We start from the raw sequence: 12,785 nt of genomic DNA, 5'->3' as shown, positions 1-12,785 counted from the left end.
CATTTTCAGAGCAATGCGAAGATGAAGCAGGCCATCGACACGATGGCGGTGATGGTGCGGACGTGGTTCCACATCACCCATTGGTTCAGATGGTTCGCCCACACGGCGGCGCCATTGGCGCTGGCTGGGTCGACGGCGGCGAGCGCATCGTTGAGCGGCACATTGAAGACCATGGTCACAATCGGGTTGCCGATCAGGTAGATCACGGCGCCGGCAAGCAACCAGTACGAGCCAGACTGGCTCCAGCCCATGATGGCGGCGGCGATAAGTACCAGACAGAGCAGGCCGGTACCGAACAGCGCCGTCATGAAGGTCGGGGTGATCACCGTGACGTTGATCGAATTCATCGCAGCGATGCCGCTTGGGACGGGCAGCCGGGTAAGCGCCGCCATGACGAAGTTGGAAAAGGCGAAGAACACGCCGCCGACGACGCCCGAGCCGATTGCGGCAATGATGGTGAGGGTGGGAAGAAGCTTGATCATCTCAGTTGCTCCACACGCCGGTAGCGGCGGTTTCATTTGCGTAGGCGGAAAAGTCCTTCGGCGCACGGCCGAGCACACGCTGGACACCATCGGTCAGCGTCTCGTTGCGGCCGTCGAGCACCTCGGTGAACAGCTCGTTGAGCAGCCAGGCGAATTCCGGCGGCAGGTCGTGGGCCGCGATGGCCGCGGTGAATTCGTTGTGCGAGATGCGCTTGAAGCCTATGTCGCGCCCGGCGGCCTTGCCGATCTCGGCGACCGCGTCGGCGAAGCTCAGCAGGCGCGGGCCGGTCAGTTCGTAGAGCTGGCCGGCATGGCCTGGCTCGGTCAGCGCGACGAAGGCCGCGTCGGCAATGTCGTCAGCATCGACAAAGGGCTCACCGACATTGCCGACTGGCAAGGCCACTTCGCCCTCGAGCAAGGACTCGACGAGAAAGCCTTCACTGAAGTTCTGCGAAAACCAGGCACAGCGCAGGATCGTCCAGTCGGCGCCCGAGGCTTTGACCATCTCTTCGGCGCGCTGGGCCTCGGCCTCGCCGCGGCCGGACAGCAGCACCAGTCGGGTGACGCCATTGGCCACGGCTAGCCTAGCGAAGGCACCGATAGCTTCGGCAGCGCCCGGCACCGCGAGGTCGGGATAGTAGCTGATGTAGATGGCGCTGACGCCCTGCACGGCCGGGCCCCAGGTCGCGGGAACCTCCCAGTCGAAGCGCGGGCTGCCCGAACGCGAGCCGATGCGCACCGGAAGGCCGCGCGCCGTCAGCCGCTCGGCGAGGCGGCGGCCGGTCTTGCCGGTGCCGCCGAGGATCAGGATTGGTTTTGAAGTGGTGTCAGTCATTTCGGTTTCCTCTCTTTTCCAAACATGAGCAATCCTCACATTTGCAAAACGTGATAAACCCTCGTATTCTGCAAGTCAAGCGCGTTCGCTGAAAAATTCTGGAGGGGCCATGGAAGGCAGGACCGTTGAGCAGGAGGGGCAGGTCGGATCGCCGCGCCGGGCACCCAGCCAGCAGCGCAGCCGCGAGCGGGTCGAGCGGATGCTGGCTGCTGCCTCGGCGCTGATCGCCGAGCAAGGCAGCGACGCCATGCGCATGGGTGAGGTGGCGGAAAGGGCTGGCGTGTCGATCGGCTCGCTCTACCAGTTCTTCCCGGACAAGCGGGCGATCGTCTGGGCGCTGGCCGAGCGCTACACCGCCGAGAGCCAGGCCTGCATCGCCGCTGCGCTGAAGGATGTCGGCGATGCCGAAGGCCTGCGGCAGGCCTTTTCGGAGCTGGTGGACATCTACTACCGGCTGTTCCTGGCCGAACCGGTGATGCGCGACATCTGGTCGGGCACGCAGGCAGACAAGGCGCTGCGCGAGCTTGAGCTGGCGGACAGCCGCGCCAATGCCGAATTCCTCATCGCGGTGCTGAGGCGGCTGCGTCCAGCCGCCGACCCGGTAGCGCTGGAGACGACGGCGTTTCTCGTCTGGCAGATGGGCGAAGCTGCCATGCGGCTGGCGATCTCGGTCGAGCGGCAGGAGGGCGACAGGCTGGTCGCGGCCTACAAGCGCATGGCGCTGCGGGAACTGCTTGCCGAGTAGGGCCGCGCGCTAGCGGCCGAAATAATTCCTCAGCATTTCCGCGCGCTCATCCTCCGTGCACATCGCCATGCGGCCGAGGTTGAACCGGCCTCGATAAAGCGCGATGACGGCCAATGCGCAGTTCACCGTCTCGTCATCGGTGGAAGTGGCCAGATCCCGCAATGCCAGGTGCTGAAGCGTTCGCCACGCTGCCTTGTAATGCGGTTCGATCCAAGCAGGAACCTGCGGGTTCCGGTCGTCGAGCAGTCGCGCTTCTTCGATCGTTGCGGCCAGACCATAGGCACCCCAGTAAGCCGGAGTGTGGTCTTCGGAGATGCGGACGATTTCAACGACCGCGCCGTAAGACGCGTCTCCAACATCCCCCTGATGATGCAATTCATTCCAGAGTTCATCCCAGGCCGATTTGTCGCCGTAGTGAACGGCCAGCGTTCGCAAGGCCGGTCGTGGGTCATAGACAACCTTGTACCCGCCCTTGAGGTCGGACCACCGCTCGTCGTCGAGATTAGACATAGTGTCCTCCCTGACCGCTTGCGTCCCATCACCGGCTGCTTGAGGTCAACAAAAAACCCGCCTCGAAGGCGGGTTTTTTGATCCGAGAAAGGCTGATGCGGCTTAGATGCCGAAGCCTTCGAAACGCTTCTTGAACTTCGACAGGCGGCCGCCGCGGTCGAGCAGGGTCTGCTGGCCGCCGGTCCAGGCCGGATGGGTGGTCGGGTCGATATCGAGGTTCATCGTATCGCCTTCCTTGCCCCAGGTCGAACGGGTCATGTATTCGGTGCCGTCGGTCATGACGACCTTGATCGTGTGGTAGTCGGGATGGATGTCGGTCTTCATGGTTCGGTTCCTGGCTTGCCGGCGCTGCCGACGGGCCCATGGCCTGCGTCGATGCGCCCCTTTCTAAAATCCGAAGCCGCAGCTATTGAGGAGCCACGGCTTCTAAAACGGTCGGCGAGCCTATACATCAGCCAGAATTGAATCACAAGGCCGCGGCAGGCGCATATTGAAGCGCCCACCTGGAAGCGGCCAGAGGAAACGGTCATGGCGGATATCAGCGGCGAGGAAGACGGGCGCCGGCGCTCGCTCGGACCGCTGCGGCGTCTTTTTCCCTACATCACCCGCTACCGCAAAATGGTCATCGGCGCGGTCATCTCGCTGATCGTCGCCGCGGCGACGACGCTGGCCTTGCCGCTCGCCGTGCGGCGCATGATCGACCACGGATTTTCCGCCTCCGATTCCAGCTTCATCGCTGAATATTTCGCCATGCTGGTGGTCATGGCCGCCTTGCTGGCGGCTGCCTCGGCCAGCCGCTACTATTTCGTCATCACGCTTGGCGAGCGCGTCGTCGCCGACATCCGCAGCGATGTGTTTGCCCATGTCACGACGCTGTCGCCGGCCTTTTTCGACACCGCGCAATCCGGCGAGATCGTGTCGCGGCTCGCGGCCGACACCACGCAGGTGAAATCAGCAGTCGGCGCCACCGCCTCGGTGGCGCTGCGCAACGTCATCCTCGGCCTCGGCGCGGTGGCGATGATGGTCTTCACCAGCCCGAAATTATCGGGCCTGGTCATCGCAGCGATTCCCGTCATCGTGTTGCCGCTGGTCGCCTTTGGGCGCTCGGTGCGGCGCAAGTCGCGGCAGGCGCAGGACACGCTTGCCGGCGCCACCGCCTATGCCAGCGAGCAGATCGGCGCGGTGCGCACGCTGCAGGCCTTCACCAACGAAAAACTGGTCACCGGCCGGTTCTCGACCGCCGTGGAAGCCGCTTTCGAGGCGGCGCGAGCCTCGATCTTCGCCCGCTCCTTCCTTACCTTCTTCGCCATCTTCATGATCTTTTCCTCGGTCGTGGCGGTGCTCTGGTTCGGCTCGCGCGACGTGCTTGCCGGCACGTTGTCTCCGGGCACGCTCGGCCAGTTCCTGCTCTATTCGGTGTTTGCCGCTGGCGCGCTTGGCGCGCTGTCGGAGGTGTGGGGCGAGCTTGCCCAGGCGGCGGGCGCGGCGGAGCGGCTGACCGAGATCCTGGCCGAGAAGCCCGCCATCCAGTCGCCGGCCAATCCCGCGCCGCTGCCGGCCAAGGCGAAAGGCGCGATCAGCTTCGACGACGTCTCCTTCTCCTATCCGGCACGGCCCGATCGCGCCGCCGTCCACGGCCTGAGTTTTCAGATCAAGCCCGGCGAGACGGTGGCGATCGTCGGTCCCTCGGGCGCCGGCAAGAGCACGGTGTTTTCGCTGATCTTGCGCTTCTACGATCCCGAGACCGGCCGCATCGTCATCGACGGCGTCGACCTGCGCGAGGCCGATCCCGCTGATGTCAGGGAGCGCATCGCCATCGTGCCGCAGGATGTCACCATCTTCGCGGCCAGCGCGCGCGACAATATCGGCTTCGGCCGGCCCGGCGCCAGCGAGGCCGAGATCGAGGCGGCGGCCAACGCAGCCCTTGCCGACGAGTTCATCCTCAAGCTCGAGAAGGGCTATGACAGCCAGGTTGGCGAGCGTGGCGTGACACTGTCCGGCGGCCAACGCCAGCGCGTGGCGATTGCCCGCGCCATCCTGCGCGACGCGCCGATCCTGCTGCTCGACGAGGCGACTTCGGCGCTCGACGCCGAAAGCGAGACGCTGGTGCAGACGGCGCTGGAGCGGCTGATGCAGGGCCGCACCACTTTAGTCATTGCCCACCGGCTGGCGACGGTGCTGAAGGCCGACCGCATCCTGGTCATGGAGGCTGGCCGCATCGTCGAGGAAGGCACCCACCAGAGCCTCGTCGCCAAGGGCGGCATCTATGCACGGCTGGCCAAGCTGCAGTTCGAGACAGGCGCCAGCGCCTTCAAGGGCGCGGCCGAGTAGCCGGCGCCGGAGTCGCGGTGGCTTAGCGTCTGCTGCGACGATAGGCCATGAACAGGGGAACGCCGAGGAACACGGACAAGAGAAGCAGGCTGGCGAAAACACGTTCTTGTTCCAGACCCGGATCTCTGACCTCTACATTGGCGGGTGGGTCTTCCGGATCCTGGTAGGTGAAGTCGTACCGCCACTCGAGTTCCCTCGAAATATCGTCGACGGATTTCAGGTAGTCGGCAATCGCCTTGGCCGGCACTTCCGTTGCCAGCGTCTTAAAATTCCATTCCACCTCGAACTCGGTCGGCGTGTTGCTCCACGATGCCTTGAGCGACACGTAGGGCGTCGCGATGCTCTTCATCGGCCCACCGGAGAACCTGGCCTTGAGGTTGCGCACCGTAACCTTGTGGCGCCGGTAAAGCGCAGAGCCGAGCGAGACAGGACCGGTACGGCCCACAATTGTCGGGGTCGGCAGAAAGTTGCCGAGATCGGACGCCCGAATCGGAAAGTCCTTGGCCAGATCGTTGGCCGCCAGTGCCTGCGCCGGCAATTTGTAACTCTCTTTCACGCTGACGATGTTGCCGTCGCGGCGATCGACTATCTCCAGCTTCGCCACGCTTTGAATGCCTGGGTACTGTTTGCTGTAGTATTTCAGATACGTGTCCGACAGATCGCTCAGCGATCGGCCCGCCAATCTGCTGCGCATTGAATCAGCGTCGGCGCCTACGTAGGTCGAGAATACCGTCAGCGACAGCGGATCGCCCAGCTTGTCGGGAAAAACGAACTCCTCGGCAACCTGCACCGATGGGTTGGCAGGCACAGCGCTGGGCATCTTCTCCAACTTGCCGGTGCCGAAGGGAGGCAGTGCGAAGCCGTAATCGGCTTGCGGGAAATCGTGCGCCTTGCCGCCCTGAAGATAGTTGGTGGCGTCCAGCCAATATGTTTCCTTTCCGATCGTCGCCTTGACGATGGCATGGTCGAAGGCGCGCAATGCCGGCAGATGCTGGTCCAGCGCGCGCCCCTCGTCGAGATCGGTCAGCGCAACTTGCGCGGAAATGCCAAGCCGCACGAGCGACGAGGTAAGCAGCAAGGCCTTGTCCTTGCAGTCCCCAAATCCGCTCAAAATGACCGTCGCGGGGTCGCGCGGAATATAGGATCCGGTACCGATCGACAGGCTGACATAACGTATCTGATCCTGCACCAGCCGCATCGCCTGTATCATGCGGTCTTCGGGCATGGGACGCTTGAGAGTGATGGCGTCGAGTTGCGCTGCAAATGCCGGCGGGAAAGTTGTGGCCGGCTTGTAGTATGGGGCAACCGCGTCGACCACACCTTGCCAGTCTGCTGTCGATGCCACATCGACCGAGCCTCGGGCCGGATACTCGGTCGGGAGGTTGTCCTCGACCTTGACCGGCTTCGGGCTTGGAATCTCCCACAAATAGACGGTATCGGAGCCCGACGAGGAGATTGTCGGTTTGACCTGCGTTCCCCTTGCCTTGACCTCGAGCGGCTGATCGGCAGGCCAGGTGACGCTGGAGCGAATGAGCGCTACCGGCTCTTCCCATTCGGTCGAAAAATTGAAGAAGAACAGATCCTTGCCGATAAGCGGCGTTGTCTTGTAGGTCGTTGCGTAGTCGATCGTGTCGCCAACACGCACGTCATCGATGTTGATATGAGCGGTTAACCAGCCGTCGAAGACGCCCCGTTCAGCATCCTTTTCCTGCCGGAAGATGTCGAACTTCGCGTCAGCCAGCCGGTCCAGAACGATGCCGTCGCGGATAATGCGCAAATGGTTCAGCGTAACCTTGTGCCGCGACGGGTCGAACTGCAGGTCGATGCCCGCACCTTGCTCAAGGCCAGGTCGGTCGACAATCTTGTAGACCGTGCGCGAAAAATCATCATGGCCGCCCGGCCGATGGACGATCTGCTCGTCCAACAGCAGCCAGGACAGTCCGTTCCTGACCTGATCCGCTCGTGCAGGGTCTGCCGTCGGAACGTCGATCAGCTTCGTCCAGCTTTCCGCCGGAGCCTTGAGAACCGTCTCATCGGACCTGGCAGGAGAACTAAGGCCGACCAGTAAGACCAAAAAAACGATGAGGCACCAGAAAGACCTGACCTCACGAAAACTGCTACGGGCCGGCATCCACGCTCGCTTACTTTGAAGGAGCTTCTTTCTTCAGAGGCTTTTCAGTCAAAGTAAAGTCTATTGCGCGGGTTTTTCAGCCTCCATGAGGGGGCGGTGGCAAAGGACGAAGGCGTTCATCTGCCATAGCGTTTGCGCAAATGGTCGGTGAAATACACGGCATTCAGCTTCTCGCCGGTGGCGCGTTCGAGCAGGTCCGGCGTCGACCAGCGCGACCCTTGCGACCATATTTTTTCACGGCGCCAATCGTTGATGGCACTGAAGTCGCCTTTCGCGAGATCACTGTCGGCAGCCGGGTGGTCACGCGTCAGCGCGGCCCATTGCTGCGCCGCCATCATGGCGCCCAGCGTGTAGGACGGGAAATAGCCGAACGCGGCGCCCGGCCAGTGCACGTCCTGCATGGGGCCGTCAGCGGGGTTGTCGATGGTCGAGAGGCCGAGATAGTCGCGCATCTTGGCGTCCCACGCCTCCGGCAGGTTCGCCGCTTCCAGCCGCCCCGAAACGAGCTCCTGTTCAAGCTCGTAGCGCAGGATGACATGCAGCGGGTAGGTGACCTCGTCGGCGTCGACGCGGATCAGGCCGCGTTCGACCCGGTGCACATGCGGCAGGATGTCGTCGATCGACCAGGCCTCGCCGAGATGCTTTTCGACCATCGGCAGCGCCCAGCGCCAGAAGGCCGGGTTGCGGCCGATCTGCTTTTCGACGAACAGGCTCTGGCTTTCATGCACCGCCATGCCGCGCGCCTTGCCGAGCGGCCAATGCGACCAGGCCTTGGGCAGGTTCTGCTCGTAAAGCGCATGGCCGGTCTCGTGCAGCACGCCCATCAGCGCCGACAGGAAATCCGAGGTCTTGTAGCGGGTGGTGATGCGCACGTCGCTCGGCACGCCGCCGCAGAAGGGATGGTGCGACACGGACAACGAGCCGTGGGTCAGGTCGAAACCGACGGCCGCCATCATGGCAAGGCCGAGTTCGCGCTGCCTGTCGATCGCATAGCTGCCGGAGAGCGGCTTCAGCGGGTGCTTGGCTAGCCGCGCCTCCTGCACCGCCAGTGCTTCCGGCACAAAGCCTGTAAGGAAGGTCTTCAGTTCGGTGAACACCGGCGTGATGTCGGCGGCACGGTTGCCGGGATCGTACTGTTCCATCAGCGCGTCGTAGGGGGCGAGGCCGAGCACATCGGCGCGCAATGCCGCCTCCTCGCGCACCAGGGCGACTACGCTTTCCAGCGCCGGCAGGAAGCCTGCCCAGTCGTTCTTGGCGCGCAGATCGCGCCAGAGCTGTTCGGAGCGCATGCGCGCCGTCGTCTGGCGCTCGACAAACTCCACCGGCAGGCAGGTCAGGTTGGTGTATTGCCGGCGCAACTCCCTGACCGCCGCCTGCTGTTCCTCGTTCAGCACCTCTTGTTCGGCTGCGGCGATCCAGTCAGATATCTCGGGCGCCGTTGCGCGGGCATGGAGCATGCCGGCGAGCGCCGACATCGCCTCGGCGCGCTTCTCGCCGCCGCCTACCGCCATATGGGTCGCCTCGTCGGCGCCGAGGATGGCGAGCGCATGTTCCAGCGCTTCGAGCTTGTGGCCGAGGCCGTCAAGTTTCTGAAAGGACATTGTGGATTCCGTCAGCTTCGATTGGCTGGCGGGAAAAGATACCAACATGCCGAGGTTGGCAACCCTGAGCCTCGCGCGGGCTAAGCTCAAGGCACCTTGCGCCGCGAGGCCCGTGCGTGATCAATGCTGGCTGGCCGCAAAGACGGCAAACGGAGGGGAAAAATGATCGGCAACATTCTGGTCTGGCTGGTGGCGCTGATCCACTGCTACATCGTCTATCTGGAGATGGTGCTGTGGGATACGCCGCGCGGCCACAAGGCGTTCGGCCTGACACCTGACTTTGCCAAGGCGTCCAAGGTTCTCGCCGCCAACCAGGGGCTCTACAACGGCTTTCTTGCTGCCGGTCTGATCTGGGGCCTCGCTCTTGGCGCGGCCGGCTTCCAGGTCAAGGTGTTCTTCCTGCTCTTTGTCGCCATAGCGGGCCTCTATGGCGCGGCGACTGTCAGCAGGAAGATCCTGTTCATCCAGACCGTGCCGGCCGTGCTTGCCCTGATCGTGCTCTGGCTGGGCTGGTGAAAAAAGACGCCCGTGGGGCGAGCCCCTTGGGCGCCAGGTCGTCCCTTCCTCTTGTTCCGATGATCAGCCGTTCGGATAGTGCCCACCATCGGCGCCGTCACCCATCAGGAAGCCGGTGCCGGTGTCGATCCGGAGCGCCTGGTCGACATCGTCGAGCCGGCGCAGCAAATCATGATACTGCGCGGCCGGTATACTGCCATGATCCGCGGCAGCCGTTCTTGCGGCAGCCTGGCTGATATGGGCGGCGCGCATGTGCAGTTGCTGCGCTTGGGCCGGCGTGATCGTGTTCGCCTGCCTTGCGTCCGCGATGCCTTCGTCAACGCCCTTCGCCTGTTCGATCAGGCCGGTCACGCGCGGGCCGACCATATCGGTCGGGTCGGTTGCGTCGAGAGCGCCCTTGTGATGTCCGGCGGCATAGGCGCCGGACAAAGGAACCGCCACGAGAAAGGCGGCGATCGTTGCAGTCCTGATTGTTGCCTTGGAAGCATAAGAGCGCATGGCTGCGTCCTCCTCTTACTGTGGAAGGGGCGGTTGCTGCGCCCAACTTCCAGTCACGGGCCGTCCGGTTCCGTCGTGCCGCGATGATGGGAGTCATCGCCGGTGGTTCTCGGCCTCCGCTGCGGAAACTAGAAGCGGCCGGCGGCGAAGTGTAATTAAAAAAAGATAATCTTTTCAGGCCTTGTCGGCCTGATGTCTGCGCCCTAGCGTTGAGCCGGCGAACAAATTCGCGTGATGCGCGATCACCGTTCGGTGAGCTTCAGTTCAATGCGGCGGTTCTTGTTGCGGGCCTCGTCGGTGTCGGCGGGGTCGAGCGGCTGGAACTCGCCGAAGCCGGCCGCGACCAGCCGGTTGGCCGGCACGCCGTTCTCGATCAGGAACTTCACCACCGAGGTGGAGCGCGCCGTCGACAGCTCCCAATTGTCGCGGTAGCGGCCGGTGCCGGACAGCGGCTTGTTGTCGGTGTGGCCGTCGACGCGCAGCACCCAGTTGATCTCCGGCGGGATCTCCTTCTGCAGCTCGATGATGGCATCGGCGAGCTTCTTCATCTCGACCTTGCCGGCATCGTTGATCACCTCGGAGCCGGTCGGAAACAGCACTTCCGACTGGAAGACGAAACGGTCGCCGACGATACGGATGTTCTCGCGGTCGGCGAGGATTTCACGCAGGCGGCCGAAGAAATCGGAGCGGTAGCGGTTCAGCTCCTGCACACGCTGCGCAAGTGCCACGTTGAGGCGGCGACCGAGATCGGCGATCTTGGTGTTGGAGTCGCGATCGCGCGTCTCGGACACGTTCAGCGCGTCTTCGAGCGCGCCGATCTGCTTGCGAAGTGCTGCGATCTGCTGGTTGAGGATCTCGACCTGGCTCAGCGCCTGCTGGCTGATCTGGCGCTGACTGTCGAGCTCGCCGGAAAGGGCCGTGGCACGCTGGTTGGCCGCGTCGCCGGCGCCGGCGCCTTGCGCCAGCAATTGCTGGAGCCGGCTCTTTTCCGCCTCCGACGCCGAGAGCGAAGCCTGCAGATTGGCGAGCGAATCCTCCTTGTCCTGCGTCGACGAGCGCTCAAGCGCCAGAAGCTGGGTCAGTTCGTTGATCTGCGAGTTGAGGCGGTTGAGCACCGTGTCCTTTCCGGAGATTTCGCGGCCGAGCAGGAATTGCGCCAGCACGAACACGGTGAGCAGGAACATGATCGCCAGGAGCAGCGTCGACAGCGCGTCGACGAAACCCGGCCAATAGTCGATGCGGCGATCGGCGCGCCGCGCCCTGGCGAGAGCCATGCTAGTGGACTCCCTGCTTCTTCAGGGCGTCGGCGATCTTTTCCAGCGTGTTGCGCATCGCCTTCTGCTCATCGGACTGGGCCTCGACCCAATCGCGCATGATCTGCTGCTCGGAGCGCATGTTCTTGACCAGGCCTGAGATGCCGTCGGCGAGATTGGCCATGGCGGTGGCGACGCGCGGATTGGAGCCGCCGCCATTTTCCTGCAGGCTGCGCAGCCTTTCCGACAACAGGCGGATCTCGTCGGACGGCTCGTTCCTGACTGGATCGGCAACGACGATGTCGGAGGAGAGATCGGTGACCGAGGACAGCCAGTTCTCCAGCTCGGTGTAGAATCGGGTCTGGGCACGGCCGGCCTGCAGGTCGAGGAAGCCGAGCACCAGCGAGCCGGACAGGCCGAACAGCGAGGACGAGAAGGCGGTGCCCATGCCGGCCAGCGGCGCCGATAGGCCTTGCTTGAGCGAATCCAGCACGGCGGCGGCGTCACCGGTGCCGGGATCGAGCGATTCGATGGTTTCGCGGATCGACCCGATGGTATTGAGCAGGCCCCAAAAGGTGCCGAGCAGGCCGAGGAACACCAGGAGGCCGACGAGATAGCGCGAGGTGTCGCGGCTTTCGTCGAGGCGGGTGGCGATCGAATCGAGCATGGTGCGCATCGAGCTTGTCGAGAAGGCCACCGTCGACGAGCGGCCGATCATCGCCTTCATCGGTGCCAGCAGCACCGGTTCGGTGGTTTCCGAGCCGGCGCGGAAGGAGTTGACCCAGCGCACCTCGCGAAACAGGCGCCCGACCTGGGCGAAGGCAAGCAGGATGCCGACCACCAGCACGCCGATGATCAGCCCGTTAAGGCCCGGATTGGTGACGAATGCGCTCGAGACCTGGCGGGTCAGGATGGCGGCGATGAAGCCCACGATGACCAGGAAGATCAGCATGGTCAGCAGAAAAACCTGCGGGCTCGATAGTTTATGGGGGTCGTAGATCAGAACGTCGGAGCGTCTGCCGATGCCGAAGGATCTGAGAAAAGCCATTCGTGCCCCGTTTCCGATGCCGCTGCCGTCGATCAACTTGTTCGCGACTCTAAACGGAATTGTGACCAAATTGAATGGCGCTTGGCAATATTGCCCGCCAAAGCTCAGAAGCGGTTTATCACCAGACAGTCCACCATCGCGGCCAGATGCAGGCCGGCGCCGGTGATGACAAAGCCGTGCCAGACAGCGTTGTGGAAGCGCAGCCCCTTCCAGGCGAAGAAGATGACGCCGCAGGAGTAAACGATGCCGCCGGCAACGATCAGCGCGATCGACATCGTCGGCAAGGTCTGCACCAGCGGGCCGACCAGGACGACGCCGCTCCAGCCGATGGCGAGATAGAAGACGACCGCCAGCCGGTCGAAGCGGCCGGGAAGAAGCACTTTTATGGCGATGCCGATCGCCGCCGAGACCCAGACCAGGACGATCATCGAGACAGCCAGCGGCGAGCCGTCGAGCTGAGCGAGGAAGGGCGTATAGGTCGCGGCGATCAGGAGATAGATCGCGGCGTGATCGAAGCGGCGCAGGATCCACTTCGCCGGCGAAGACGCCGGCCAGAGATTGTAGGCCAGCGACACCGACAAGACGGTGAGCAGCGACACGACATAGAAGGCGGCGGCGATATACTCGCCCGGACCGGCATGGAAGGCAGCCAGCGCCAGGAATGCCGAGCCGGCCGAGATCGCCAGCACGATGCCCACCGCATGCACGATGCCATCGGCGATCATTTCGGCGCGCGAATAGTGCCAGCGGCCCATGAACGGGATGTCGAGCTGGGATTGCGGTCCGGTGTCGCTCATGAATAGTCCTGCATCGCCCGTATCTGGGCGGTTGCCGG

Annotated in this window: 13 protein-coding genes; 3 read left to right on the top strand and 10 right to left on the bottom strand. The window is 63.6% G+C overall.

Translation table 11 applies throughout. From position 1 onward, the window contains the following. Positions 1–5: 5 nt before the first annotated feature. Positions 6–482 (bottom strand): DUF1772 domain-containing protein, encoded by a 477-nt coding sequence (locus ACSQ3Z_RS01425; RefSeq protein ID WP_436169625.1) that lies wholly within the window; start codon positions 480–482, stop codon positions 6–8. A 1-nt stretch (position 483) separates the two neighbouring features. Continuing rightward, positions 484–1,317 (bottom strand): NAD(P)H-binding protein, encoded by an 834-nt coding sequence (locus ACSQ3Z_RS01420; RefSeq protein ID WP_436169624.1) that lies wholly within the window; start codon positions 1,315–1,317, stop codon positions 484–486. A 109-nt stretch (positions 1,318–1,426) separates the two neighbouring features. On the opposite strand from ACSQ3Z_RS01420, the gene ACSQ3Z_RS01415 reads away from it, so the two are divergent. Next, positions 1,427–2,062 (top strand): TetR family transcriptional regulator, encoded by a 636-nt coding sequence (locus tag ACSQ3Z_RS01415; protein WP_436169623.1) that lies wholly within the window; start codon positions 1,427–1,429, stop codon positions 2,060–2,062. 9 nt (positions 2,063–2,071) lie between these two features. Here ACSQ3Z_RS01415 and ACSQ3Z_RS01410 read toward each other — a convergent pair whose 3' ends face one another. Together ACSQ3Z_RS01410 and rpmE are read right to left on the bottom strand one after the other, a co-directional pair. Next, a complete protein-coding gene (locus ACSQ3Z_RS01410; protein ID WP_436169622.1) occupies positions 2,072–2,572 on the bottom strand; it encodes a hypothetical protein in 501 nt (166 codons plus the stop codon). Between the two features lie 102 nt (positions 2,573–2,674). Then, positions 2,675–2,896, bottom strand: coding sequence for a 50S ribosomal protein L31 (gene rpmE, locus ACSQ3Z_RS01405; protein ID WP_006200144.1), 222 nt, complete (start codon positions 2,894–2,896; stop codon positions 2,675–2,677). Between the two features lie 204 nt (positions 2,897–3,100). On the opposite strand from rpmE, the gene ACSQ3Z_RS01400 reads away from it, so the two are divergent. Continuing rightward, a complete protein-coding gene (locus tag ACSQ3Z_RS01400; protein WP_436169621.1) occupies positions 3,101–4,903 on the top strand; it encodes an ABC transporter transmembrane domain-containing protein in 1,803 nt (600 codons plus the stop codon). 22 nt (positions 4,904–4,925) lie between these two features. Here ACSQ3Z_RS01400 and ACSQ3Z_RS01395 read toward each other — a convergent pair whose 3' ends face one another. Continuing rightward, positions 4,926–7,034: a DUF3857 domain-containing protein gene (locus ACSQ3Z_RS01395; RefSeq protein ID WP_436169620.1), complete on the bottom strand. Its 2,109-nt coding sequence runs from the start codon at positions 7,032–7,034 to the stop codon at positions 4,926–4,928. Positions 7,035–7,150: 116 nt separating this feature from the next. Continuing rightward, complete coding sequence (locus ACSQ3Z_RS01390) at positions 7,151–8,635, bottom strand: carboxypeptidase M32 (protein WP_436169619.1); 1,485 nt, start codon at positions 8,633–8,635, stop codon at positions 7,151–7,153. A gap of 162 nt (positions 8,636–8,797) precedes the next feature. On the opposite strand from ACSQ3Z_RS01390, the gene ACSQ3Z_RS01385 reads away from it, so the two are divergent. Continuing rightward, a complete protein-coding gene (locus ACSQ3Z_RS01385; RefSeq protein WP_436169618.1) occupies positions 8,798–9,151 on the top strand; it encodes a DUF1304 domain-containing protein in 354 nt (117 codons plus the stop codon). Between the two features lie 63 nt (positions 9,152–9,214). On the opposite strand, the gene ACSQ3Z_RS01380 is transcribed toward ACSQ3Z_RS01385, so the two are convergent. The 4 genes from ACSQ3Z_RS01380 to trhA all read right to left on the bottom strand — a co-directional run bounded on the left by ACSQ3Z_RS01380 (position 9,215) and on the right by trhA (position 12,747). After that, positions 9,215–9,649, bottom strand: a complete 435-nt coding sequence (locus ACSQ3Z_RS01380; protein WP_436169617.1) for a hypothetical protein — start codon at positions 9,647–9,649, stop codon at positions 9,215–9,217. Positions 9,650–9,891: 242 nt separating this feature from the next. Further along, positions 9,892–10,923: a peptidoglycan -binding protein gene (locus ACSQ3Z_RS01375; protein ID WP_436169616.1), complete on the bottom strand. Its 1,032-nt coding sequence runs from the start codon at positions 10,921–10,923 to the stop codon at positions 9,892–9,894. Position 10,924: 1 nt separating this feature from the next. Continuing rightward, positions 10,925–11,950 (bottom strand): MotA/TolQ/ExbB proton channel family protein, encoded by a 1,026-nt coding sequence (locus ACSQ3Z_RS01370; RefSeq protein WP_436169615.1) that lies wholly within the window; start codon positions 11,948–11,950, stop codon positions 10,925–10,927. Positions 11,951–12,054: 104 nt separating this feature from the next. After that, complete coding sequence (trhA, locus tag ACSQ3Z_RS01365; protein WP_436169614.1) at positions 12,055–12,747, bottom strand: PAQR family membrane homeostasis protein TrhA; 693 nt, start codon at positions 12,745–12,747, stop codon at positions 12,055–12,057. Between the last annotated feature and the right edge of the window lie 38 nt (positions 12,748–12,785).

The sequence above is a fragment of the Mesorhizobium sp. LjNodule214 genome (assembly GCF_964252735.1).
Lineage (GTDB): Bacteria > Pseudomonadota > Alphaproteobacteria > Rhizobiales > Rhizobiaceae > Mesorhizobium.
Note: the sequence above shows the minus strand (reverse complement) of the source record. Positions and strands in the feature narration are given on the sequence as shown.